Source organism: Bacillus sp. TH19, from assembly GCF_016651075.1.
Taxonomy (GTDB): Bacteria; Bacillota; Bacilli; order Bacillales; family Bacillaceae_G; genus Bacillus_A; species Bacillus_A mycoides.
The window spans coordinates 1441080-1465781 of record NZ_JAEKEO010000010.1; the positions used below are offsets into that span (position 1 = coordinate 1441080).

Sequence of the window (24702 nt, forward strand, 5' to 3'; positions counted from 1 at the left end):
ATTGAAATGGAGGAACAGTATACAGCATATGATGAACTGCAGAGTGAAGAAGCTACAGGTGCTGGACACGTTATTCAATGTTTGAAGAAATTAGGTGTAACGACTGTTTTCGGTTATCCGGGCGGCGCGATTTTACCAATATACGATGCGTTATACGAAAGTGGTTTAAAGCACGTGTTAACTCGTCATGAACAAGCTGCCATTCATGCGGCAGAAGGATATGCGAGAGCTTCGGGAAAGGTTGGGGTAGTCTTTGCTACCTCTGGCCCAGGGGCGACGAATTTAGTTACGGGTTTAGCAGATGCTTATATGGATTCGATTCCTTTAGTTGTCATTACAGGGCAAGTTGCAACGCCTTTAATTGGTAAAGACGGATTTCAAGAAGCGGATGTTGTCGGAATTACAGTACCTGTTACGAAGCATAATTACCAAGTTCGTGATGTAAATCATTTATCACGAACTGTGCAAGAAGCTTTTTACATCGCCGAAAGCGGGCGACCGGGACCGGTATTAATTGATATTCCAAAAGATGTTCAAAATGCAAATGTAACAAGTTTCTTTAATGAAGAAGTGGAGATTCTAGGATATAAACCAGAACCTTTTCCAGACAGTTTGAAACTGAGAGAGGTAGCAAAATCAATTTCAAAAGCAAAACGCCCACTCCTTTATATCGGGGGAGGCGTCATTCATTCAGGCGGATCTGAAGAACTCATCAAGTTTGCGAGTGAGAATCGTATTCCAGTCGTTTCAACTTTAATGGGACTGGGGGCATATCCGCCGGGAGATCCGTTGTTTTTAGGAATGCTCGGTATGCATGGAACGTACGCTGCAAATATGGCAGTAACAGAATGTGACTTATTACTGGCGTTAGGTGTTCGTTTCGATGATCGTGTAACAGGGAAATTAGAACTTTTTTCTCCGCATTCGAAAAAAGTACATATTGATATTGATCCTTCTGAGTTCCATAAAAATGTAACTGTAGAGCATCCGATTGTTGGTGATGTGAAAAAGGCGCTACATATGCTGTTACATATGTCTATTTATACACAAACAGATGAATGGCTTCAGAAAGTGAAGAAGTGGCAAGAAGAATATCCACTTTCATATAAGCAAAAAGAATTTGAGTTAAAACCACAGCATGTTATCAACTTAGTAAGTGAATTAACGAATGGTGAAGCGATTGTCACGACAGAGGTAGGACAGCATCAAATGTGGGCTGCTCACTTTTATAAAGCGAGAAAACCACGGACTTTTCTAACATCAGGGGGATTAGGGACGATGGGATTTGGTTTTCCAGCAGCAATTGGTGCTCAGCTTGCAAAAGAAGAAGAACTTGTCATCTGTATTGCTGGTGATGCTTCTTTCCAAATGAACATTCAAGAGCTGCAAACAATTGCTGAAAATAATATTCCTGTCAAAGTATTCATTATAAACAACAAATTTTTAGGAATGGTAAGGCAATGGCAAGAAATGTTTTATGAAAACCGTTTGTCGGAATCGAGAATTGGGTCACCAGATTTTGTGAAAGTAGCAGAAGCTTATGGTGTAAAAGGGCTAAGAGCAACAAATTCGTTTGAGGCGAAAAAGGTAATGTTAGAAGCGTTTTCTCATGAAGGTCCTGTCGTAGTTGACTTTTGTGTAGAAGAAGGTGAGAACGTCTTTCCAATGGTTCCGCCAAACAAAGGGAATAACGAAATGATTATGAAGAGGTGGGAAGAATGAGTCATACTTTTTCATTAGTTATTCATAACGATCTGAGCGTCTTATTACGTATAAGCGGAATTTTTGCTCGGCGTGGTTATTATATTTCTTCTTTAAATTTAAACGAAAGAGATACAAGTGGTGTTTCTGATATGAAACTAACAGCAGTTTGTACTGAAAATGAAGCAACGTTACTTGTCAGTCAGTTGAAAAAATTAATCAATGTACTGCAAGTAAATAAATTATAAGGAGTGTATGGAATATGAAAACTTATTATGAGAAAGATGCAAATTTAGAGCTATTAAAAGGGAAGACAGTTGCGGTAGTTGGATATGGATCTCAAGGTCATGCTCAAGTACAAAACTTACGAAATTCTGGTGTGGAAGTTGTAGTTGGTGTTCGTCCTGGTAAATCATATGAAGTAGCAAAAGCAGATGGGTTTGAAGTAATGTCCGTTTCAGAAGCGGTTCGAACCGCACAAGTTGTACAAATGTTATTGCCGGATGAACAGCAAGCGTATGTATATAAAACAGAAGTAGAAGAGAATCTTCGTGAAGGACAAATGTTACTTTTCTCACATGGATTTAATATTCACTTCGGGCAAATTAATCCGCCAAGTTACGTAGATGTAGCGATGGTCGCACCGAAGAGTCCAGGTCATCTCGTTCGCCGTGTCTTCCAAGAAGGAAATGGTGTTCCGGCATTAGTCGCAGTGCATCAAGACGCAACGGGAACAGCACTACATGTAGCATTAGCGTATGCAAAAGGTGTAGGTTGTACACGTGCAGGTGTAATTGAAACGACATTCCAAGAAGAAACAGAAACAGACTTATTCGGTGAGCAAGCAGTGCTTTGCGGAGGAGTAACAGCACTTGTGAAAGCTGGTTTTGAAACGTTAACGGAAGGTGGATATCGTCCTGAAATTGCATACTTTGAATGTTTACATGAATTAAAGTTAATTGTTGATTTAATGTATGAAGGCGGATTAACGAATATGCGCCATTCTATTTCAGATACGGCAGAGTTTGGAGATTATGTAACAGGATCGAGAATTGTTACAGATGAAACGAAGAAGGAAATGAAACGTGTTCTTGCAGAAATTCAGCAAGGTGAATTTGCGAAGAAATGGATTTTAGAAAATCAAGCAGGGCGTCCAACGTATAATGCGATGAAAAAAGCAGAACAAAATCATCAGCTAGAAAAAGTAGGAGCAGAGCTTCGTGAAATGATGAGCTGGATTAAGGAACCAGAAAAGAAAACGTTAGTAAAGAAATAGATTGAGAGAATATAAGTGAAAAATACGTAAGAGGGGATTTGACAAGATGAGAAGTGACATGATTAAAAAAGGTTTTGATAAAGCTCCGCATCGTAGTTTATTAAAAGCAACTGGTTTAAAAGATGAAGATTTTGATAAACCATTCATAGCAATTTGTAATTCTTTTATTGAAATTATTCCAGGTCATAAGCACTTGAACGAGTTTGGGAAACTTGTAAAAGAAGCCGTTCGTGCGGCAGGCATGGTGCCATTTGAATTTAATACAATTGGAGTAGATGACGGTATTGCGATGGGTCATATCGGTATGCGTTATTCGCTTCCGAGTCGTGAAATCATTGCAGATTCAGTAGAAACGGTTGTAAATGCACACTGGTTTGATGGAATGATTTGTATTCCAAACTGTGACAAAATTACACCAGGTATGATGATGGCTGCACTTCGAATAAACATTCCAACTGTTTTCGTTTCAGGTGGTCCGATGGCAGCGGGGAAAACATCTAAAGGGGAAGTTGTCGATTTAAGTTCTGTTTTTGAAGGGGTAGGAGCCTATCAATCTGGGAAAATTTCAGAAGAAGAATTAAAGGATATTGAAGATCATGGCTGTCCATCTTGTGGTTCTTGTTCCGGTATGTTTACAGCGAACTCTATGAACTGTTTATGTGAAGTGTTAGGTTTAGCTCTTCCTGGTAACGGGAGTATTTTAGCGATTGATCCAAGACGTGAGGAGTTAATTAAACAAGCAGCAGAAAAATTAAAAATTTTAATTGAAAGAGATATTAAGCCACGCGACATTGTAACAGAAGAAGCAATTGATGATGCGTTTGCACTTGATATGGCGATGGGTGGATCAACGAATACAGTATTACATACGTTAGCACTAGCACAAGAGGCGGGGTTAGATTACGATATGAACCGCATTGATGCAGTTTCAAGGCGTGTACCGCATTTATGTAAAGTAAGTCCAGCTTCTAATTGGCATATGGAAGATATCGATCGCGCAGGCGGGATTAGTGCAATTTTGAAAGAGATGAGCCGAAAAGAAGGGGTACTTCACCTTGATCGTATAACTGCTACTGGGCAAACATTAAGAGAAAACATTGCTCATGCAGAGATTCAAGATAAGGAAGTTATTCATTCTCTAGAAAATCCTCATAGTGAAGAAGGAGGATTACGTATATTAAAAGGAAACCTTGCGAAAGACGGAGCGGTTATTAAAAGCGGAGCAACAGAAGTAAAACGATTTGAAGGACCTTGCGTTATTTTTAATTCACAAGATGAGGCGCTTGCCGGCATTATGCTTGGGAAAGTTAACAAAGGAGATGTAGTTGTTATTCGCTATGAAGGACCAAGAGGCGGACCTGGTATGCCGGAAATGTTAGCACCAACATCAGCAATTGCTGGTATGGGATTAGGAGCAGATGTTGCACTTTTAACTGATGGTCGCTTCTCTGGTGCTTCACGTGGTATTTCGGTAGGGCACATTTCACCAGAAGCAGCAGCTGGCGGAACGATTGCACTTCTTGAACAAGGAGATATTGTATGTATTGATGTTGAGGAACGCTTGTTAGAAGTGAGAGTTAGTGATGAGGAATTAGAGAAGCGTAAAAAAGGGTGGAAACGACCAGAACCAAAAGTGAAAACTGGGTGGCTTGGACGTTATGCACAAATGGTAACATCGGCGAATACAGGTGCAGTTCTAAAAATCCCGAATTTCGATTGAGCCAATTTAAAAGAGATAAGGATGATATGAAATGGTGCAGAAGGTAAAGGAGAGAGTGAAAATTGAAGATATCTTAATGGCTCATAATTGCATGAAAGATATCGTTATTAAAACACCGTTACAACGAGATTCAGTTTTATCTGAGAAATATGAATGTGACGTATATGTTAAGCGAGAAGATTTACAAGTTATTCGTTCTTTCAAAATTCGTGGTGCGTATAATTTAATTCAAAGTTTACCGAAAGAAAAGTTACAAAATGGTGTTGTTTGTGCAAGTGCTGGTAATCATGCACAAGGAGTTGCTTATACGTGTAATTTATTGAAGATTCCGTCAAAAATTTTCATGCCGACAACGACACCTAAGCAAAAAGTATCACAAGTCGAATTTTTCGGTGGTGATTTCGCAGACATTGTATTAGTTGGTGATACATTTGATAGTTCTTTCCAAGAGGCGCAGCACTATTGTGTAGAAAATAGGATGACATTTGTACATCCGTTTGATGATCCGTATGTCGTTGCTGGTCAAGGAACAGTCGCTGTTGAAATTATGCATGATATGGAGAAACCAGTTGATTATATATTTACAGCAATTGGCGGTGGTGGATTAGCATCTGGTATTGGTACATATGTAAAGGGGGTTAGTCCTACTACAAAGGTAATCGGTGTAGAACCGATGGGAGCTGCATCTATGAAAGAAGCTTTTCTTCAAAATGAAAATGTTGCATTAGAAAAGATTGATAGTTTTGTTGATGGAGCAGCTGTTAAGAAGGTAGGAAAGTTAACTTTTGAAACATGTAAAGATGTAATTGATGACATAGTTTTAGTACCAGAGGGAAAGGTTTGTACGACGATTTTAGAACTGTATAAGAAAAATGCAATTGTAGCAGAGCCAGCTGGTGCGCTTTCTATTGCGGCACTTGATCTATACAGAGATGAAATAAAGGGAAAAACAGTTGTATGCACGTTAAGTGGTGGAAATAATGATATTGATAGAATGCAAGAAATGAAAGAACGATCCCTTATTCATGAAGGATTAAAGCACTATTTCATCATTGAATTTCCGCAACGTTCAGGAGCACTACGAGAGTTTCTTGATAAAGGTTTAGGACCGGAAGATGATATTACTCGCTTTGAGTATATTAAGAAACATAATAAAGAAAATGGTCCAGCTTTAGTGGGGGTAGAATTAAAGCATAAGGAAGACTATGAAGCTTTAATTACTCGTTTTCAAGAAAATAACATTCAATTCGTGGAGCTTAATAAAAATCCTGTGCTGTTTGATTTACTTATTTAATAAAAGAAAAGAGTTAACATACAATTCTACTTGAAATAAAAAAGATAGATACAGGAGGGAAATCCTGCTTGTTCTATCTTTTTTATTCTTTGAAAGTTAAACGAAATACGCTCCATATTCAAGAAGGATAAAGCTAGTTAACCAAAAAAGTATTGCAATACGAATGATTACATACATTGTAAATTCAAAGGGAGTAAGTTTTCTCTCTCGCTTTATTTTTCTTAGAAGTCTAACAGAAAAAAATGAACATAAAAGCAGGATCGCTATAGATATTTTATACACGTTTTCTAACAGACTTATATTTTCTAATAAGTTTTTCAGCATATTCATCACCTATCCCGTAATGTATGTTACAGAGAAATGAATTTCGTGCTGTTTAGTTGCGTTTGTTTATTATTTTCCCAGTATCATCAATTTCTACATCAGTTGAAACCGTTTGTAAATATTGCAGTGCTTTTTTCTTTTCTTCTTCATTTACAGGAGAAACTTGGTTGTTGCGAATGATGTAAGGATTGAATGACATTTGGACATCCTTACCTTTAAAGGTTAAAGTTAATACACCTGTTTCGGCACTCTTTCCATTTACATAATTCGGGAATAAAAAGTTTCCTAACGAGTATGCGATAGGAACTTTATTGTAATACTCAAATCCTTGTAACCAATGCGGGTGACTTCCAACGATTGCATCAGCACCCGCCTCTACCATTTTTGGAACATATTGTTTCTGGTATTCTATTGGACGATTAGATTTTTCGACGCCCCAATGCATATAGACGATTACATAATCAGCATCTTTCTTTTGCTCTTGAATCGTTTTTGTTACAAGATTTAGGTCATATCCGTTTGCAACGCCGGGTTTATTGTCACCAACTACCCAATTAAAGTTGGGCATAAAGCGTACAAAGGAAAGAAATTTAAACTTTTTTCCTTTTACAGTTAGTTCACGAGCAGTATAAGCATCTTCAGCATTTTTTCCGGCTCCAGTGTAAGGTAGTTTTAATTTTTCGACGTGAGAAATGGTGTCTAGTAGTCCATCTTGCCCATAATCAAGCGTATGGTTATTGCCAATGTTCACGATGTCATATCCGGTGTTTTTAATGGCTTGTAGAGTGGATGGATCACTTTTAATCCAAAATTGTTGCCCAGGTACTCTTTTTTCTCTCGTTGTAAATGCTGACTCTAAATTAACAAAAGAAATATCAGCTTTCGTTATTTCTTCTTTTACGTGTTGGAATGGATAATCAGCCCCATTTTTTTCGATTACGGGACGTAATTGCCAATCGAACATTGTATCACCAGAGAAGGTGAGTGTGATTTCAGGGTCTTCGGTTTTCTTTTCGCTTTTTGAAGCTGTTTTACTAGATTTGTTTTGCATATCAGGTTTGTCTTTCGCTTTTGAAATAAAAGAGTAGTTGATTAATAAAACAATTGGTGTAATGAAAAAGGCTATTAACAGAAATCGTTTTAGTAAAGTTTTCATAAATACCTTCCCTTTTGAGTTTATCCCGCAATTAGATTAATAATGAATTAAAGGCAATCGATCTTTGTATAGTTACAAAAAAATAGCGGGTTATGTAGTGAAAAACGTTTGTTAATATTCACAATATTACGTTAACATATAGGTAACCTGTAAATCAATGTATAAACCAAAATATAGAAATAAAGAATTCGAAGGGTGAAGAATGAGAAATGGTTATATTAGGAGCAGTTGTAAATGGGATTTGTATTATATTTGGTACTTTACTTGGTAAATTATTTAGTGCGATTCCAGAAAGTATGAAGGGAACAATTATGCATGCAATTGGTTTAGCGGTTACTGTACTTGGACTTCAAATGGCATTAAAAAGTGAAAATTTTCTTGTTGTCATACTAAGTTTAGTTATTGGTACGGTAATCGGAGAATGGCTACAATTAGAAGAAAGGTTAAAACTGTTAGGGGATTGGCTAGAAAATAAAGTTGGATCGAAAGGGAAAGGGAGCATATCGGAAGGCTTTGTAACAGCTACGCTTATTTTTGCAATCGGAGCGATGGGGATACTTGGTGCATTGGACAGTGGGATTCGCGGAAATCATGATATTTTATTTACAAAGGCGATTATCGATGGATTCATTTCTATTATATTAACGACAACTCTAGGAATTGGAGTGGTATTTTCAGCAATTCCAGTGATTTTATATGAGGGAGGTATTGCAGTTTTTGCAACACAAATTAATAGTTTTGTACCAGAGAAATTAATGAATCAATTTATAGTTGAAATGACAGCAACTGGTGGTATTATGATTTTTGCAATTGGATTAAACTTACTTGGATTCATTAAAATTAAAGTAGCAAATTTACTTCCAGGGATATTAGTAGTTGGAATAATTGTTTCAATTATATATATTTACGGCTTGATATCAAGTTATTAGGGGGAAGGGATGTATATGGAGGAATTTCAATTTACAAAACGTGCACATAAAATATTGGAGATTGCAACGCGAGAGGTTGAGTGTAATAAAGGTATTATTCATCCTATGCATCTATTTATAGGAGCTTGTAAGGAAGGTAATGGAGTTTGCGCGGAGTTACATATGTATTTATTTCACACGGTGGGTATGGATTTTTTAGCAAAGGTATCGCTACTTCAACAATATTATGCAAATGAAATAGAATACATAAATGTTGGGGAGTTTAAAGTTTCAAATAAGACGATAGAAGTTTTACAAGTAGCAAAGAAACGGATGGACCGTTTTCAGCAAGTATTAATAAATGAAGGGCATGTTTTATATGCACTGTTTCAAGTTGATACAGTTATTGAAAAGGTTATAAGTAAAAACGTGCAAAAAGAGCTGCTGAGTATTACATCTGAGTCAAGAGACTTAACCGTTGATTTAAAAAGATTTAATCCTATTTATAATAATTTAAATTTTAATGTTAGAAGAGCTGTCTTTTCTGATTTTGAAAAGTTGGCACGTTTTGTTAAGGATGAATTTGGTGAACGTTGGTTAAAATCTTTAGATTATGGATTTCGGACATATAAAGAGGAGTTGCCTATTTTTATTGCTGAGCAGGAAGGAGCAATCATTGGTTTCGCTTGTTACGATGTTGTGAGAGGGAAAAAAGGGTTGTTTGGCCCGATGGGTACAGCGAAACATAATCGTGTGAACGGTGTTGGGAAGACGTTATTGAATCATTGTTTATATAACATGAAGAAAAGCGGATATGAGTATGCAATTATAGGACAAGCAGGTCCGATTGAGTTTTATGAGAGGTGCTGTAATGCACGTTTAATACCCATAGGAGATAATTAACTCTATCCCTTTGCAAAGAATGCAAAGGGATAGAGTTTTATTATGTATAAATCAAATTACTAAACTTTTTCCAGGAAACGGTGTAGAATGGGTATCTAATGAAAGAAGGTGTGAAAATGGCCAGCTGGAAACGAAATTTAATGATTTGTTGGCTAGGTTGTTTTACCACTGCAGCCGGTATGAGTTTAGTAATTCCTTTTTTATCTTTTTATATTGAGGAATTAGGGGTGACCGGCACTTCTAGTATTGCACAGTGGTCGGGACTTGCATTTGGTGTAACATTTTTAATGGGTGCGATTGTATCACCGATATGGGGAAAGCTGGGTGATATACATGGACGGAAATTGATGCTTATACGTGCTAGCCTTGGTATGGCGATAATTATGACGCTTATGGGGTTTGTGACAGATGTGTATCAATTAGTCGCACTTCGGTTTTTAATGGGATCGGTATCAGGTTTCCTTTCTACAGCGATGACACTTATTGCTGCAGAAACTCCGCAAGAACATTCAGGTTGGGCAATTTCTACAATCTCAACTGGAGGCGTGAGCGGTTCGTTACTTGGGCCGATACTCGGAGGTTATTTGTCAGAGTTAATCGGAATGCGCCATGTTTTTCTAGTTACAGGAGCTTTCTTATTCCTGTCCTTTCTTATCGTCTTTTTCTTCTTACATGAGGAGAAACATTCTGCTAAAGAAAAAAAGGAACAGCCGAAAAAAGTATGGACGATGGTCCCTGCAAAACATTTAATAATAAGTTTATTTGTAGCAACGTTTATTATTCAGCTTGCAAATATGTCGATTCAACCTATTATTACGTTGTATGTAAAGCATTTGGCAGGACCAGGAACAGATCATATTGAAATGCTTGCAGGTGCAGTCATGTCTGCGACAGGATTAGCAGTTATTTTAGCAGCTCCTAAGCTAGGAAGATTATCAGATCATATTGGACCTCAAAAAACGTTAGTTGTAGCGTTGTTTGCTGCAGGAATTATTTTTATTCCGCAAGCATTTGTAACCTCAGCTTGGCAACTATTAATTCTTCGCTTTTTATTAGGTATTGCACAAGCAGGACTATTACCTTCCGTACAAACTCTACTAAAACAACATACGCCAACCCATGTAACGGGACGAATATTTGGATATAATCAATCATTTCAGTTTTTAGGAAATATGATTGGGCCAGTACTTGGTGGACAAATTGCAGCTCATGCAGGCTTCCAATATGTTTTCTTCTCTACATCATCACTATTATTTATTGCGTGCATTTGGGTTTATTTTCATAGTAAGAACGAAGAGGTATCAGAGAAACGACATTTGGAAGTTAGTTAACTATGTGAATGAAAAACAGAAAAAGGATGAAGCAATATTGCTTCATCCTTTTTCATTAAAATTGAAGGCAAAGATAACTTAATGTACCAAGCTCGTAGCTACGGTGAATGACCGTACCGTCGTTCTCACCACTACCCATCGCGATAAATAGAGGAACAAAATGTTCCGCTCTTGGTACAGCTAATTGTGCATGAGGAGCATTTCTTTCCCAGTTAAACAATGCATCTTTATCGCTAGTATGCATATGATTTATAATCCAATCATCAAATTCAATCGCCCATTGTTCCGGAGTTGTTTCATTCCATTTTAATGCTCGTAAATTATGAACAGTAACTCCGCTGCCGATTACTAAAATATCTTCTTGTCCAAGTCCTTTTAGTGCTTCTCCAATTTCAAATTGTTCTTTTGCAGGAAGGAATGGATTTACTGATATTTGTACGACAGGAATATTGGCTTCTGGGTACATACGATGCAGGAGTGTCCATGAGCCATGATCTAAACCTCTCGTCATATTATGATGGACTGGAATGCCTTTGTTTTTAAATTTTGTTTCTAGCATAGACGCAATGCTAGAAGAGCCTTTCGCATGATATTTGATTTCGTATAACTCAGGAGGAAAACCTCCAAAGTCATAAATTGTTTCATATACTTCATCTGAAGAGGAGATCGTTAATACTTCACTTTCCCAGTGAGCGGTAAAAATAACAATAGCTTTCGGTTTATATGTTTCTCCAAGTGTCTTTAAAAAGCGTGTATAGTCTGTATCTTGAATAGCAAGCATAGGTGATCCATGTGCTAAAAATAGTGAGGGCATCATGATTAAAACCTCCTAAAAATATATTAATTACTTTATGTAAGTAACTATATAATTTTATTTTAAATTCGTCAAGATAATAGTTTAATATGTAATCGGAAAAATAGATCATTTGTCATAATGAAAGCAATTGCATATAATACATAATAAGAATAATGAATGTTTATTCATTATAAAAAAAGATATACATAATAGATTTGGAGGCTGTCGGAATGAGCATACAGGAAAATTTCGTTACGGCATTGGATAAATCGGAAATTTACTTGCGTAAATGGTTACCAGAAGAAAATCCGCGGGGAATTGTTCAAATTGCACATGGTATGACAGAACATGCAGGTGTTTATACAGAATTTATTGATGCTTTATTAGAAGCAGGATATGGTGTTTATGCTCATGATCATAAAGGGCATGGAAAAACAGTGAAAAGGGAAGAAGACTATGGTCATTTTGAACCAAATGTAGGTTGGAATCAGGCTGTGTCTGATGTTATCTTTGTTTCGGAAATGATAAAAGAAGAGCAGACATGCCCGTTATTTTTACTTGGACATAGTATGGGTTCTTTTTTATCAAGACGTGCTGTACAACTTAAAGGTGAATTATATGATGGATTCCTTATTTCAGGAACTGGTGGAAATCCAGGGCTTTTAGGAAGTATCGGTCATAAAGTAGCGACAATTGAGATGAAACTTCGCGGAAAGAAAACGAAAAGTCCGATGCTGAACTTCTTATCTTTCGGAAACTTCAACTCACACTTTAAGCCAAATCGTACGAAATTTGATTGGTTATCTTCAGATATTCATCAAGTTGATAAGTATATTGCGGATCCGTTATGTGGATTCATTTGCACGACTAGTTTTTACCGAGAATTGTTTCATGGAGTTCTAGAAGTAAATAAAATAGAAGAATACAAGAAGACACCAAAAAATCTTCCAATACATATATTCTCTGGTGATCGTGATCCTGTTGGGGATATGGGGAAAGGTGTAAAAGAAGTATACGAAAACTATAAAAAATGTGGTGTGAAAGATGTAACACTTCGTTTATATGAAAATGGTAGACATGAAATGTTCCATGAAGTGAATAGAGAAGATGTATTTCAAGATTTGATTTCATGGTTAGATGAGCATATTGTATAAGAAGAAACCTCACTTCATGCTGAAGTGAGGTTTTTTGAAAAATTGGAGGATTGATTATGAGTGAATTTGTAAATAAAGAATATGTAGAAATAGATTTTCAAGATGTCTGGATAAAAGACGAGGAATTGAAAAATTGTACCTTTATAAAATGCCGTTTTAGAGGGATAGATGCATCAGAAGTTTTTACTAAAAATTGTAATTTCATAGAATGTGATTTTACTGGTACTCTTTTTAATGCTTCTATCCATCAAGGAACTACGTTTGCTAATTGTAGGTTTTTTGGTGCGAATTTATTTGTATCTAAGTTTGAAGAATGTAAAATGACTGGTTCGGATTTCGAAGAGGCGAATTTAGACGGAATAACAATTATATCAGGCGATTGGTCATATACGAATTTAAGGTTTGCGAACTTAAGTAAACAAATGTTAAAGGGTAACTAACTGTTACGATTTATTTAACCAATTATAACTAAAGTTAATTAAATATATCAGTAAGCCCTGCTAGTCAAGTGATTGGCTAGTAGTGAGGGTTAACTGCGGGCAATCCCTAAAGCTGATTGAACTACAACGTGGCTAGAAATGGTGAGCGTGAATGTTGCGAAAGCAGAAAAAATCAATCAGATGGTGCAAGGTTAAATCCTAAACATTAGAACAATGGGTCTTCCGCATCGAATCATCTAAGTTAAAATTGATAAGATGAACGTTCAACGACTATCTCGTATAACTGACGAGAGTACATCACAAGCCTATGGTGGTGGAAAAATCCTTTATCTCTAAGTAGATAAACATATAGTCTGCGCTCATGTGAAAACATGAGAAGTTCATAAGAGAACTGGCTAAGGAATTGCGCCCTTAGTTGAACAAGATAAATCTAATTAAATCTATCAAACTTCATTGAATCTATCGAAGGTATGTACTATTGCGGATTCAATGAGGTGAGAATAATAATGAAATTTTTACGAGTTAGTCAAGTATCGGAATTAACAGGCTTGCATCCTAGTAGTCTTAGGAGAATGCACAAAAGCGGTGAATTAGTACCTGAAAAGGTGACTGCTGGTGGGACACGCTACTACTCAGAAGAGCAAATCTTTCATTATCTAAAAGGGGAGCGCCCAAATAATCGCACAGTAATTGGCTATTGTAGAGTCAGTTCTTCGAGTCAAAAAAACGACCTAGAAAGACAAGTCGATAGAATGAAGCAATATCTTATCGCGCGAGGTTATCAATTTGAAATTATCGAAGATATTGGTTCTGGAATCAACTATAAGAAAAAAGGCTTTAACAAGTTAATGGAACGCATTGAGAATAATGAGGTTGAAAAAATTGTTGTCATGCACAAAGATAGACTTGTGAGGTTCGGTTATGAGTTGGTTGAAAAGATTTGTCAACTACACGGAACAGCGATTGAAGTAATTGACAATACTACTAAGACAGAAGAACAGGAGGTCGTAGAAGACCTTGTTCAGATCATTACAGTATTTAGTTATAAACTTCAAGGCAAGCGCTCTAAAAAGACCAAACAGATAATCAAGGAGTTGATTTCTGGTGATATTGGCGAAGAAAGTCAGATTGATTCCAACGCCTGAACAAGAAAAAGTGCTTAGAAACCATGCTGGAGCTTCAAGATTCGCTTATAACTATTGTAAAAGAATGAGTGATAGATACTATAAGCTATTTGGAAAATCTGTTTCACAGTTAGCTTTACAGAAACGATTTACAAAGATCAAGAAGCGAAAGCGATATGAGTGGTTAAATGACATCAACGCACAAGTTCCAAAACAGGCTTCAAAAGATTTTGACAAGGCGCGAAAAAATTCGTTCAAAAAGTACAAAAATGGCTATCACACTTCTTATAAAACCAAAAAAGATTTAATCCAAGGATTTTATGCCAATTATGAAAGACTGATTATAGGAAAGAAAGTAGTTGATATTCAGTCTATTGGAGAAGTGAAAACAAGCCAACAACTACCAAGAAACAAAAAACCATCAAATCCAAGAGTTACATTTGATGGTCGTCACTGGTGGATTAGTGTAGGGTTCAAAGAAGAATTCGAACCACCAGAACTAACCAATGAGTCGATTGGTGTGGACGTTGGTTTAAAAGAGTTGTTTGTAGCTTCTAATGGTACGAAAGAACGAAATATAAACAAAGATGCTAAGGTTAAAAAACTTTTGAAAAGGAAAAAGTCAGCGCAAAGAGATATGTCTAGGAGATTTAAAAAAGGTGTAAAAATTCAATCTGCCGGATATGAAAAAGCTAAAACTGGGCACCTTCGGTTATCTAGGAAAATTACGAATATCCGAAATAACCATATCCATCAAGCAACAGCTAAATTGGTGAAAACCAAACCAATGAGGATTGTTGTGGAAGATTTACCTATCTCAAACCTGTTAAAAAACAAAAAACTATCGAAAGCATTTTCATTTCAAAAATTAAACTTCTTCTTTCAATGTTTATCATACAAGTGCGAGAAGTATGGCATTGAGTATGTAAAAGCCGATAAATGGTTCGCCTCAAGCAAGATTTGCTCATGTTGTGGCGTTAAATACGACCATTCAGTTCAACCAGAAGGACAGTGGAGTTTAAAAATACGTGAGTGGTGTTGTGTTCAATGTAATAGCCATCACGAGAGGGATTTAAATGCTGCGATAAATTTATCAAGATGGGTAAAATAAATGCTTGATAATATGAGGTAACGATACTGCCTCGTGTGGAGTGTTATACCCCTCGTCCCTTCGGGGTTGCGAGAACACTTTGAAGCACTAACTTGTGTAAATTTGATTGAATTGTATAGATTTAGTTAAGTTTATCGTATCGGTATTCGTTTAATTGAAGCTGACCTATATGAATGTAATTTAGAAAAAGCAGACTTACGTGAAGCAGATTTAACGGGCGCACAATTAGGCAAGGTAAAACTTAGCGGAGCAGATTTAAGAGGAGCTGTAGTTGATAGAGTTGATTTTAAAGCTTTTGATTTAAAAAACGTGAAATTAGATATAGCGCAGGCGGTTGCAGTTGCGAGATGTTATGGAGCAAAGGTGAATTAAATCATTTGTAACACCGTTCAATATATTGAACGGTGTTACAAATAGTAATGATTTTTAAAGATTGCCTTTTACCGCTTTTATAATATGATGTGTGAAATTGCTAATGTCAGGAGATGCTGAATATGGATAGCATAAAGATTAAACAACTATATGAAGCATTAAGAAAATCTTGGTCAATAGAAACGAGTTCTAAGTGGACGAGCGAAAGCCCAGCAAAGGGACAATGTGGTGTAACGGCCCTTATTGTCCAAGAATTGTGCGGGGGAGAGATAATAAAGACGAAGATAGGTGAAGTATGGCATTTCTACAATAAAGTAGATGGGAAAAGGTATGATTTTACTAGGATCCAATTTCATGAAACATTAAACTATATGGACATGAAGTCGAGCCGTGAAGAAGCATTTGCAGATACAAATGAAAAACAATATAGCATTTTGAAGGAAAAGACAACGAAAGAATTAAAATTATCTTTTGACTCTTAATCTTCAATAAGTTACTATAATGGTGGTAACTAATTAAAGGGAACTTCATAGAGTTGAAAGGGGAAATACTTTTGAAAACAACTTATGTAAACGCTACAATTGTAACGATGAATGAACAAAATGAAGTGATAGAAAATGGATATATCATTGTAGAAAATGATCAAATTATAGATGTAAATAGCGGAGAATTCGCTAACGATTTTGAAGTAGATGAAGTAATTGACATGAAAGGAAAGTGGGTTTTACCAGGGCTTGTCAATACACATACACATGTTGTTATGAGCCTTTTGAGAGGTATCGGAGATGATATGTTATTGCAGCCATGGCTTGAGACGAGAATTTGGCCACTTGAAAGTCAGTTTACGCCAGAGCTTGCGGTCGCTAGCACGGAATTAGGATTACTTGAAATGGTGAAAAGTGGTACAACATCATTCTCTGATATGTTTAATCCTATTGGAGTAGACCAAGATGCAATTATGGAAACGGTATCAAGGAGTGGAATGCGAGCTGCTGTTTCAAGAACTTTATTTAGCTTCGGAACGAAAGACGATGAAAAGAAAGCAATTGAAGAAGCTGAGAAATATGTGAAGCGTTACTATAACGAAAGTGGTATGTTAACTACGATGGTTGCACCGCATAGTCCATATACATGTTCCACAGAACTGTTAGAAGAGTGTGCTCGTATTGCAGTAGAAAATCAAACGATGGTTCATATTCATCTTTCTGAAACAGAGCGTGAAGTACGTGATATTGAAGCACAGTATGGGAAGCGTCCAGTAGAATATGCAGCAAGTTGCGGATTGTTTAAACGCCCAACAGTTATTGCGCACGGTGTAGTATTAAATGAAAATGAGCGTGCATTTTTAGCAGAACATGATGTTCGAGTAGCTCATAACCCAAATAGTAATTTAAAACTAGGTTCTGGTATAGCGAATGTAAAAGCGATGCTAGAAGCAGGAATAAAAGTAGGAATTGCAACAGATAGTGTGGCGTCTAACAACAATTTAGATATGTTTGAAGAAATGCGTATAGCGACTTTATTACAAAAAGGTATTCATCAAGATGCAACAGCATTACCAGTTGAAACAGCTCTTTCTCTTGCGACAAAAGGAGCTGCGGAAGTAATTGGTATGAAACAAACGGGATCACTTGAGGTTGGTAAGTGTGCTGATTTTATTACGATTGATCCATCTAATAAGCCACATTTACAACCGGCAGATGAAGTGTTATCACATCTTGTGTATGCAGCTAGTGGAAAAGATATAAGCGATGTAATTATTAATGGTAAACGTGTCGTTTGGAATGGTGAATGTAAAACGTTAGATGAAGAGCGTATTATATTTGAAGCAAGTCGTTATAAACGAGGTTTACAAAGATAGGTATTTTCAGGCTGTGGAGAAAGTCTTCTCTGCAGCCTATTTTTGTGCCTGGACCTTTTTTATGTGTCAACATTGATAAAAAGAGGGAAAGGAGAGATTTCTTATTAGTGTTGATTAATAAAATAGAAGAGAATGATTTAGATAAAATCACTAGTCTCAAAAAATCCTTCACGCAATAATGATTGCATGAAGGATTTTGATGTTTTCTTATTTTTTTGTCTCGTTGACCCATGTAATAAGGTCCTGGATGACGTACTCAGGAACATTAGCAGGGATTTCGTATTCACTAGGAAGACTTAATTCCCCATCACCCTCCGTGAAGAAATGATTCAATTTCGGGTATTCTTTGAACTGAACATTCCTGCGGTTTGAAAGTCCTTCCTGCCATTTTGTATATTCATCTTTTACTGTTACTTGATAATCGCGTGCCCCTTGCAGAATCAGTAAAGGCTCTTTTCGTGATTTTGCCTCTTCAACTGGGCGCCATCTAGAAACATCATACATAAAATGGGACGACCCCAAATTGTAATTGTAGTCAGCTGGCGGATGGTCAGGATTGAAAGTAGGATCCAGGATAAAAGCGATCTGTCTTTTTAGTTCATCGATTACTTCCTTTGGCGCCCCAAGGTATTGATTCACATCAATGGCAATGTCAGTTAAAGGGCGTGCAGGTGGTGCGAGTAAGATACTTCCTCGGACAAGTGAGGAAGGCGCTTTGCTCAGTATACGAGGCATTGTGCCAGCTCCTAGGCTATGTCCAAGAATGAAAATATTATTTGGATCAATGCCTTCCTGCTGCGCTGCTGATTTTGCTGCATATATGGCATCATCTGTAGTATCACGGTCTAACGTAACAGGTTCTGCACTCATCTTTAATGCGTGTTCTAAGGTGCGTTTTTCATAGCGCAACACTGCAATTCCGTTGGACGAAAGGCCCACCGCAAGGTCTCGTAAGATTTTTGTCCCGAGATATGTACTATCGCGATCATGGATGCCAGCACCATGAACAAGAACAACTACGGGTACCTTTTCACCAGGCTTATGTTTCGGAACCGTTAATGTGGCTGGTAACGGATAGGTAGAATTTCCGATGACGATTTGACGTTCTTGATAGGAAGCAGGTTGATCATAGCTAGGATGTGGGATGGTATAAGATTCCGGAGGCATCCTTACCCCAATTTCATCTACTTTCCCACCAGGTGTGAATTTAAGGAGTAACGGTATGGTAGTTCCTTGGGTAGTTCCTGAAATTCCCACCGTCTGATGGACCAAGTTTCGTTCTTTTATCACGGGGGTTCCCATGCTTTTTATCCCGCTCCAGTCACTTTGTTTCCACCAGTTTTGTAATGTGTTTGCTGTAAACTTGGATTGAAAAGCAGCAGACGTCAGCTGAAGTGCCTCTGCATACTTACCTTGCTGGAGATATTCAAAAAATAATGATGTACGCTCCGTTAAAGAGACTCGTTTCTTTTCTACAGATTGTTCCTCACGTGTATCTGCGTGAATAGCTGTTGTAAGCGGAAAAGATGAAATGCCTAAAGAAAAGATTAGGGTAAAGGAAAGTACTGATTTTTGTATTTTCTTTTTTTATTCATGTTTTAACCTCCAATATGTGATGATAAAAAACAGGTATGGTAATTAGGGTTCTGGTGCAAAAACGTCTAAACCATTGATATGTTCATCTAAAACCAACAGTTCTGGTTTTGTCGTAACCTCTCTTTCTTCCTTCACTTTATATTTTGACTATACGAAACAAAGCTCTCGTTTTTCTTACTTGATCCTTACAAAATCCTTAAGTGTATAAGATTTGTAAAATACAATTTTCTATCTGAACTTCTTTTTATGTGTAAACACTGATAAAAAGAGAATAAGGAGAGATTTCTTAGGATGGTGATTTAAAAATCATTGTGACGAACGTGTATCTGTTTCTGTAGAAGAGTTAGTTCCGAAAGAACATTTCCTTCATACAATTGAGGCGACAATTAGTTTTGATTTTATTAAGGAAAAGCTATCCTTTTTAAAAGGATAGCTTTTTTTCTTGAACGAATAAATATTCAAAAGAATGTCGCATCTTTCTGTTGGTATTTCTGCTATAATATATAACGTTTTATAATATTATATTTTTAAGGAGAACAATTCATGAAGCGAAAAAAGAGCCATTTAATGGTAATGGCACTTGTTACATCTTTATTATTAACAGCTTGTAATAATAAAGCGAATAAAAGTGACACAGAGGCAAAAAAACAAGTATTAAATGTAACGGTATCAGAAGAAATTCCTTCTCTTGATACTACAAAAACGATGGATGGTACATCAGCGCACGTTATGCAAAACATATTTGAAGGGTTATATGTATTAGATGATCAAGATCAGCCTATTCCAGCAGTAGCAAAATCGTTTAAAAGAAGTGAAGATGGTAAAAAATATACATTTGATTTGCGTAAAGATGCAAAATGGTCAAATGGAGACAGTGTGACAGCAAATGATTTTATGTTTGCATGGAAACGTGCAATTAATTCTGAAACAGCGTCTCAATATGCGTACATGCTCTTTTACGTGAAAAATGCGAAAGAGATAAATAAGGGAACAATGCCTCTTGATGAACTTGGGGTTAAAGTTATAAATGATTATAAGTTAGAAGTGGAACTCGAACAGCCAATTCCTTATTTTTTACAGTTGTTAGCACTACCTATTTACTTACCACAGCATGAATCATTTTTGAAAGAACAAGGAAAGAATTATGCATTGGAACCTAGTAATCTCATATATAATGGGCCATTTGTATTAGAGAAATGGAAGCATGAACAAGAGTTTCAATTAAAGAAGAATGCTACATATTGGGATCAAAAGAAAGTGAAATTAGACGAAATAAACTTTCAAATTGTAAAAGATACAATGACGGTTGTTAATTTATACGAAGCTGGTGATTTGGATCGAGTGCCTATTAATTCGCAATTTGTAGACAAGTATAAAGGGAATAAGGAATTACATATGTCAAGCGATCCTGGAATTGCTATGCTACGTTTTAATGAGAAAAATAATGCGTTAGCAAATAAGAAAGTACGTCAATCTATTTCATTAGCGTTAAATAAGAAGGATTTTGTTACGCACTTTATTAATAACGGGGCAAAACCTGCAAGTGGACTTGTACCAGTTGGTCATGTAAATGAAGAGACTGGTAAAGATTTTAGAAAAGAAAACGGAGATCTTTCTCCATATGATTTGCAAAATGCGAAAAAGATTTGGGAAGAAGCGAAGGAAGAACTGGGAGTAGACGAAGTAAAACTCGAATTTTTAACGTTTGAACAAGATAACGCAAAACGTATGGCGGAATATATAAAAGGTGACTTAGAGAAGAATTTGCATGGATTAACGATACAAATTAAACAACAGCCATTTAAGCAAAAATTACAATTAGAACAAACAGGTGATTACGATATATCTATGGTAAATTGGGGACCAGATTATAAAGATCCAATTAGTTATTTAGAGCTATTTACGACAAGTAATCCAAATAATAAAATGAATTATTCTAATCCTCATTACGATGAGCTAATAAAAAAAGCTAAAAATGATCTTATACTAGATCAAAAGAAAAGATGGGAAGCGTTGCGAGAAGCTGAGCAGGTCATATTAGAGGACGCTGCGGTAGCACCGCTTTATCATATTGGTTCCGCTTATGTACAAAAGGATTATGTAAAAGGAATTGAAAAGCATCAATTTGGTGGCGTTTATACTTATAAGAATGCTTATATCGATAATAAGTAAAACTATTAATCAAAAAAGAAACCTTACTTTTAAAAGTGAGGTTTCTTTTTTGGAATTATATCTATTAAACGGATTTTAATAAAGAATAAATATTCGTATCATATGGAATATCATCTTGATACATATAATTTTTTAGAACACCTTCTTTTTCAAACCCTAATTTTAATAGCACTTTATTTGAAGCCTCATTTTTAAGAAAGACAATTGCTCCGATACGTTTTAAATGAAGTGTGTGGAAACCGTATGATATAACTTCAGAAACCGCTTCAGTCGCATATCCATTTCCCCAGTGTTCAGGCAAAAAGGCATAACTTATATTTGCTCGTTTATGTTCAGAAGACCAATCATGAAAACCAATTGTTCCAATGAGCCCTTTCTTGTCTTTTAATTCGATTCCCCATTTAATGCCGCTTCTTGCGTTGTAACCCAATTTGAAATTATTAAGGATTTGTTTTACTTGATCCAAATTTTGTAATGGTTTTTGGCCATAATGGCGCAGGACATCAGTATTAGAAAAGCATTGTAGTATACTCGGTGCATCTTCGTCGGTAAGTTCTCGTAAAATGAGTCGGTTGGTTTTTAATATAGGAAACATGCTTTCACTCCATTTCTTCTGAAACTAGAATGTGTTGTTATTATATAATCTAATCTGAAAATAAAGATTATTCAAGAGGGAAGTATGGTTTTGATTTGTGATAAAATTGATTGTGGAATATATTTCAAAAAGAGGTTTAGATATGGAGAAAAACTCAATTTTAATTGTAGATGATGATCGAGATATTGTTCGATTTGTGAACGCAAATTTAATGCAAGAAGGTTTTAAAGTTTTTAGTGCTCATAACGGAGAAGAGGCTTTAGAAATAATAAATAATAACAGTATTCAACTTGCTATTCTGGATATTATGATGCCGCAAATGGATGGGATAGAATTGTGTAGAAGGATTAGAGAGAAACATAGTTTACCAATTATGTTTTTAAGCGCGAAATCATCGGACGTAGATAAAGTAATTGGCTTTAGTACTGGGGCGGATGATTATATTGTGAAGCCGTTCAGTACAATTGAATTTATAGCAAGAGTGAAAGCTCAATTAAGAAGGTATACCTACTTCAATCAAAATGCTGTTCAAGTAATAGAAAAGAAAATAAACATTAGAGGTTTAGAAATAGATGAAGTGTCGAGAACAGTGATGTTATATGGAGAAACAATCAATCTTACGAAAACTGAATATGATATTTTGTACTTAATGGCCGCTGCAATGAATCGTGTGTTTACTATTGAAGAAATATATGAAAGCGTTTGGAAAGAAAGGGCCTATGAAAGTAATAATACAGTAATGGTTCATATTGCAAGATTAAGAAATAAAATTGAAGAGAATCCAAAAGAGCCGAAGTTTATTCAAAATGTTTGGGGAGTCGGATATAAAATTGAAGATTAAATCATTACAAGGCATGAGAGCTAAGTTTTTTATCGCATTCATATGTAGCATTTTGTTAGCAACTGTAAGTATAATAGCGTTTCAAATTGTAATTGGAAATATATATAGTCATGTTACTGCGTTAGAGGAAAAATATTCATTTTTATATTTAATAGTTTTTTTAATTTTTACTACAATATACTTTGCATTCATGACAAAAACAATGATGAAAAGATTATCTGAAATTAACAAGAGTCTGAAGGAAATAAGTAATGGTAATTTTGAAATAGATATACCTATTTCAAAAAATGACGAGATTGGTGAATTAGCAGCGAATGTTAATAGAATGGCCAAAAGTTTAAAAGAGTCTATCGAGAATGAAAAAAATCGCAAGAAATGAAAAATGAAATGATTAGTAATATTTCTCATGACTTACGAACACCTGTAACATCCCTAATAGGTTACGCGGACCTGTTAGGAAATCAGCTTCATTCAAATAGAGAAGAATGTGAACAGTATGTAAGTATATTAAAGCGAAAAAGTTATGAATTAAAAAATCAAGTAGATGATTTATTAGAATATTGTCAAATAAATTATAGAGAGATCGAATTACATAAAAGTGTAGTAAATATGAAAGCGTTCATTGAACAAATCATGATTGATTTTGTACCACAACTAGATGATGCCGATATGAGCTTTTGTATTAAAGGTGATAAGGTGTTACATGTGGAAATGGATGTAGCGGTTATGGTGAGGCTATTCGAAAATGTAATTAGTAATAGTATTATGTACGGGAAAGACGGAAAGGAGCTTTTAATTCAAGTTTCTAAAAGAGATATGAATGTTGAAATAGAAATTAAAAATTTTGGACAATGCATTCCGAATGAGAACCTTCCTTACGTTTTTGAAAAGTTTTATCGTGGTGAAAAATCACGTAGCTCTCATACGGGTGGAAAAGGAATGGGGCTTGCAATTGCGAGAAGTATAGCGGAACTTCATAAAGGAGATATCACTGTACGTAGTAACGATAAAGAAACGGTTTTCACTATCGTTTTACCGCAGTATAAAGAAATGTAAGAAAGTCGTAAGTATTTCTTTCATATGTCGTAATTTTTACTTCGTATCATGGGGAACAAAGATAGGAGAGTAGGGATACAGCATGTGGAAGAGATTTTTATTAGCGATTATAGTTGCTTTTTTAATTATAAGTTGGAGTTTAGTTTATTTAGGTAATGGCGTTACATCAGTCTTTGTTTGGTGGATTATACAGGCTTTTAGTGTAATTTCAATTTTTCTCTTAATAGGCTCAGCAGTAATGTTTGTTTGGAAAGGCATTTTTAGAAAGCGGATAGATGGAACGCTACTATTAATAGTTCTGTTTTCTACCATTGGAGCTTGGCCCGTGGGGTGGTTCGCTAACATTGGGAGAATTGCATACCCAGTAGATGTACAGTCTATGAGTCCTAAAGTAGTCATTCGTTTTCCTTTGAATGAACGAGCATTGATAGGTTGGGGCGGCGATAAATTAGAAACGAACTATCACGTTATAAAACCAAATGAACGATGGGCATACGATATTCTCATTCCACCTGCTGAAGTGAAAAGTAGTAAGTTAGAGGATTATGGAATATATGGAGCGAAAGTAATGGCACCAGCTTCTGGGACAGTTGTATCAATTAAAAATGATGAAATAGATTTAGTTCCGGGGTCGGATGATTTTCAATCGATGGCGGGAAATCATATTTATTTACGATTGGATGAAACAGGTACATTTTTGTTTCTTGCCCATTTAAAGAAAGGATCAATTAAAGTGAGGGAAGGCGAACATGTAAATGAAGGAGAATTTCTTGCCCAAGTCGGTAACTCAGGAAGTTCAAGTGAGCCGCATTTACATATTCATCATCAAAGGCAGGATCCATCTAAGGTGAGCATATTTCTTTCGGAAGGATTACCACTTTATTTTCGAACTGAAAAAGGTGCGATAATGCCAGAAAGAGGGACATACATAAGTGGTAAGTAGAAGGAAATCATTTCATACAAAAAGGGTA

General features: G+C 36.0%; 21 protein-coding genes and 3 pseudogenes. 19 read left to right on the top strand and 5 right to left on the bottom strand.

Features of this window, described 5'->3' with window-relative positions; genetic code table 11:
- Positions 1-6 precede the first annotated feature (6 nt).
- The 5 genes from ilvB to ilvA are packed head-to-tail and all read left to right on the top strand — an operon-like array spanning position 7 to position 5991.
- A complete protein-coding gene (ilvB, locus tag JFU54_RS25175) occupies positions 7-1722 on the top strand; it encodes an acetolactate synthase large subunit (RefSeq protein WP_201066791.1) in 1716 nt (571 codons plus the stop codon).
- On the top strand, positions 1719-1949 hold the full coding sequence (locus JFU54_RS25180; protein ID WP_201066793.1) for an ACT domain-containing protein: 231 nt from the start codon (positions 1719-1721) through the stop codon (positions 1947-1949). Before ilvB ends, JFU54_RS25180 begins: the two co-directional genes overlap by 4 nt.
- Before the next feature lie 14 nt (positions 1950-1963).
- Positions 1964-2977 (top strand): ketol-acid reductoisomerase, encoded by a 1014-nt coding sequence (gene ilvC / locus JFU54_RS25185; protein ID WP_201066795.1) that lies wholly within the window; start codon positions 1964-1966, stop codon positions 2975-2977.
- A gap of 46 nt (positions 2978-3023) precedes the next feature.
- Complete coding sequence (ilvD, locus tag JFU54_RS25190; RefSeq protein ID WP_201066798.1) at positions 3024-4697, top strand: dihydroxy-acid dehydratase; 1674 nt, start codon at positions 3024-3026, stop codon at positions 4695-4697.
- Positions 4698-4728: 31 nt separating this feature from the next.
- Positions 4729-5991, top strand: a complete 1263-nt coding sequence (gene ilvA / locus JFU54_RS25195) for a threonine ammonia-lyase IlvA (RefSeq protein ID WP_201066806.1) — start codon at positions 4729-4731, stop codon at positions 5989-5991.
- A gap of 96 nt (positions 5992-6087) precedes the next feature.
- Here the strand turns inward: ilvA and JFU54_RS25200 are convergent, their stop codons facing one another.
- Both JFU54_RS25200 and JFU54_RS25205 read right to left on the bottom strand, forming a co-directional pair.
- Positions 6088-6315 (bottom strand): hypothetical protein, encoded by a 228-nt coding sequence (locus tag JFU54_RS25200; RefSeq protein ID WP_012260734.1) that lies wholly within the window; start codon positions 6313-6315, stop codon positions 6088-6090.
- Between the two features lie 52 nt (positions 6316-6367).
- Entirely contained in the window at positions 6368-7471 is a 1104-nt protein-coding gene (locus JFU54_RS25205) for a CapA family protein (RefSeq protein ID WP_201066808.1), read from the bottom strand.
- A gap of 209 nt (positions 7472-7680) precedes the next feature.
- Between JFU54_RS25205 and JFU54_RS25210 the strand changes: the two genes are divergently transcribed.
- From JFU54_RS25210 to JFU54_RS25220, 3 genes are all read left to right on the top strand, one after another.
- Positions 7681-8400, top strand: a complete 720-nt coding sequence (locus tag JFU54_RS25210; RefSeq protein ID WP_002031194.1) for a DUF554 domain-containing protein — start codon at positions 7681-7683, stop codon at positions 8398-8400.
- 15 nt (positions 8401-8415) lie between these two features.
- The gene (locus JFU54_RS25215) at positions 8416-9282 is read left to right on the top strand and encodes a GNAT family N-acetyltransferase (protein ID WP_033715330.1); all 867 of its coding nucleotides are present in this window, start codon (positions 8416-8418) and stop codon (positions 9280-9282) included.
- Positions 9283-9398: 116 nt separating this feature from the next.
- Positions 9399-10613 (top strand): multidrug efflux MFS transporter, encoded by a 1215-nt coding sequence (locus tag JFU54_RS25220; protein WP_201066810.1) that lies wholly within the window; start codon positions 9399-9401, stop codon positions 10611-10613.
- A gap of 55 nt (positions 10614-10668) precedes the next feature.
- Here the strand turns inward: JFU54_RS25220 and JFU54_RS25225 are convergent, their stop codons facing one another.
- Positions 10669-11430: a DODA-type extradiol aromatic ring-opening family dioxygenase gene (locus JFU54_RS25225; protein ID WP_002012144.1), complete on the bottom strand. Its 762-nt coding sequence runs from the start codon at positions 11428-11430 to the stop codon at positions 10669-10671.
- Between the two features lie 209 nt (positions 11431-11639).
- Between JFU54_RS25225 and JFU54_RS25230 the strand changes: the two genes are divergently transcribed.
- From JFU54_RS25230 to JFU54_RS25260, 7 genes and pseudogenes are all read left to right on the top strand, one after another.
- Positions 11640-12563 (top strand): alpha/beta fold hydrolase, encoded by a 924-nt coding sequence (locus JFU54_RS25230; RefSeq protein WP_201066812.1) that lies wholly within the window; start codon positions 11640-11642, stop codon positions 12561-12563.
- A gap of 56 nt (positions 12564-12619) precedes the next feature.
- Positions 12620-12997: pseudogene (locus JFU54_RS25235) on the top strand (pentapeptide repeat-containing protein); the annotation flags it as partial.
- Positions 12998-13509: 512 nt separating this feature from the next.
- Positions 13510-14148 (top strand): IS607 family transposase, encoded by a 639-nt coding sequence (locus JFU54_RS25240; protein WP_201066814.1) that lies wholly within the window; start codon positions 13510-13512, stop codon positions 14146-14148.
- Positions 14108-15238: an RNA-guided endonuclease InsQ/TnpB family protein gene (locus tag JFU54_RS25245; RefSeq protein WP_201066816.1), complete on the top strand. Its 1131-nt coding sequence runs from the start codon at positions 14108-14110 to the stop codon at positions 15236-15238. Before JFU54_RS25240 ends, JFU54_RS25245 begins: the two co-directional genes overlap by 41 nt.
- 141 nt (positions 15239-15379) lie before the next feature.
- Positions 15380-15610: pseudogene (locus JFU54_RS25250) on the top strand (pentapeptide repeat-containing protein); the annotation flags it as partial.
- 122 nt (positions 15611-15732) lie between these two features.
- Positions 15733-16092: a YunG family protein gene (locus JFU54_RS25255; protein WP_201066818.1), complete on the top strand. Its 360-nt coding sequence runs from the start codon at positions 15733-15735 to the stop codon at positions 16090-16092.
- A 53-nt stretch (positions 16093-16145) separates the two neighbouring features.
- Positions 16146-17471, top strand: coding sequence for a bifunctional S-methyl-5'-thioadenosine deaminase/S-adenosylhomocysteine deaminase (locus JFU54_RS25260; RefSeq protein WP_201066820.1), 1326 nt, complete (start codon positions 16146-16148; stop codon positions 17469-17471).
- Between the two features lie 207 nt (positions 17472-17678).
- Here JFU54_RS25260 and JFU54_RS25265 read toward each other — a convergent pair whose 3' ends face one another.
- The gene (locus JFU54_RS25265; protein ID WP_201067318.1) at positions 17679-19049 is read right to left on the bottom strand and encodes an alpha/beta hydrolase; all 1371 of its coding nucleotides are present in this window, start codon (positions 19047-19049) and stop codon (positions 17679-17681) included.
- Between the two features lie 561 nt (positions 19050-19610).
- Here JFU54_RS25265 and JFU54_RS25270 point away from each other — a divergent pair.
- Entirely contained in the window at positions 19611-21239 is a 1629-nt protein-coding gene (locus tag JFU54_RS25270; protein ID WP_201066822.1) for a peptide ABC transporter substrate-binding protein, read from the top strand.
- A 64-nt stretch (positions 21240-21303) separates the two neighbouring features.
- Here JFU54_RS25270 and JFU54_RS25275 read toward each other — a convergent pair whose 3' ends face one another.
- Positions 21304-21834: a GNAT family N-acetyltransferase gene (locus JFU54_RS25275; protein WP_201066824.1), complete on the bottom strand. Its 531-nt coding sequence runs from the start codon at positions 21832-21834 to the stop codon at positions 21304-21306.
- Positions 21835-21976: 142 nt separating this feature from the next.
- Here JFU54_RS25275 and JFU54_RS25280 point away from each other — a divergent pair, with 142 nt between their 5' ends.
- From JFU54_RS25280 to JFU54_RS25290, 3 genes and pseudogenes are all read left to right on the top strand, one after another.
- On the top strand, positions 21977-22675 hold the full coding sequence (locus tag JFU54_RS25280) for a response regulator transcription factor (RefSeq protein ID WP_002165973.1): 699 nt from the start codon (positions 21977-21979) through the stop codon (positions 22673-22675).
- Positions 22665-23731: pseudogene (locus tag JFU54_RS25285) on the top strand (sensor histidine kinase). The gene JFU54_RS25280 and the pseudogene JFU54_RS25285 overlap by 11 nt, the downstream one beginning before the upstream one ends.
- Positions 23732-23813: 82 nt before the next feature.
- Complete coding sequence (locus JFU54_RS25290; protein ID WP_201066826.1) at positions 23814-24674, top strand: M23 family metallopeptidase; 861 nt, start codon at positions 23814-23816, stop codon at positions 24672-24674.
- Positions 24675-24702: the final 28 nt, after the last annotated feature.

Excerpts from the sequence above, each read along its gene's own strand:
- ilvD (WP_201066798.1), top strand. The coding sequence starts at position 3,024 with ATGAGAAGTGACATGATTAAAAAAGGTTTTGATAAAGCTCCGCATCGT.
- JFU54_RS25180 (WP_201066793.1), top strand. The coding sequence starts at position 1,719 with ATGAGTCATACTTTTTCATTAGTTATTCATAACGATCTGAGCGTCTTA.
- JFU54_RS25205 (WP_201066808.1), bottom strand. The coding sequence starts at position 7,471 with ATGAAAACTTTACTAAAACGATTTCTGTTAATAGCCTTTTTCATTACA.
- JFU54_RS25200 (WP_012260734.1), bottom strand. The coding sequence starts at position 6,315 with ATGCTGAAAAACTTATTAGAAAATATAAGTCTGTTAGAAAACGTGTAT.
- JFU54_RS25240 (WP_201066814.1), top strand. The coding sequence starts at position 13,510 with ATGAAATTTTTACGAGTTAGTCAAGTATCGGAATTAACAGGCTTGCAT.
- JFU54_RS25220 (WP_201066810.1), top strand. The coding sequence starts at position 9,399 with ATGGCCAGCTGGAAACGAAATTTAATGATTTGTTGGCTAGGTTGTTTT.
- ilvB (WP_201066791.1), top strand. The coding sequence starts at position 7 with ATGGAGGAACAGTATACAGCATATGATGAACTGCAGAGTGAAGAAGCT.
- JFU54_RS25275 (WP_201066824.1), bottom strand. The coding sequence starts at position 21,834 with ATGTTTCCTATATTAAAAACCAACCGACTCATTTTACGAGAACTTACC.
- JFU54_RS25280 (WP_002165973.1), top strand. The coding sequence starts at position 21,977 with ATGGAGAAAAACTCAATTTTAATTGTAGATGATGATCGAGATATTGTT.
- JFU54_RS25225 (WP_002012144.1), bottom strand. The coding sequence starts at position 11,430 with ATGATGCCCTCACTATTTTTAGCACATGGATCACCTATGCTTGCTATT.
- JFU54_RS25210 (WP_002031194.1), top strand. The coding sequence starts at position 7,681 with ATGGTTATATTAGGAGCAGTTGTAAATGGGATTTGTATTATATTTGGT.
- JFU54_RS25230 (WP_201066812.1), top strand. The coding sequence starts at position 11,640 with ATGAGCATACAGGAAAATTTCGTTACGGCATTGGATAAATCGGAAATT.
- JFU54_RS25270 (WP_201066822.1), top strand. The coding sequence starts at position 19,611 with ATGAAGCGAAAAAAGAGCCATTTAATGGTAATGGCACTTGTTACATCT.
- ilvA (WP_201066806.1), top strand. The coding sequence starts at position 4,729 with ATGGTGCAGAAGGTAAAGGAGAGAGTGAAAATTGAAGATATCTTAATG.
- JFU54_RS25215 (WP_033715330.1), top strand. The coding sequence starts at position 8,416 with ATGGAGGAATTTCAATTTACAAAACGTGCACATAAAATATTGGAGATT.
- ilvC (WP_201066795.1), top strand. The coding sequence starts at position 1,964 with ATGAAAACTTATTATGAGAAAGATGCAAATTTAGAGCTATTAAAAGGG.
- JFU54_RS25290 (WP_201066826.1), top strand. The coding sequence starts at position 23,814 with ATGTGGAAGAGATTTTTATTAGCGATTATAGTTGCTTTTTTAATTATA.
- JFU54_RS25255 (WP_201066818.1), top strand. The coding sequence starts at position 15,733 with ATGGATAGCATAAAGATTAAACAACTATATGAAGCATTAAGAAAATCT.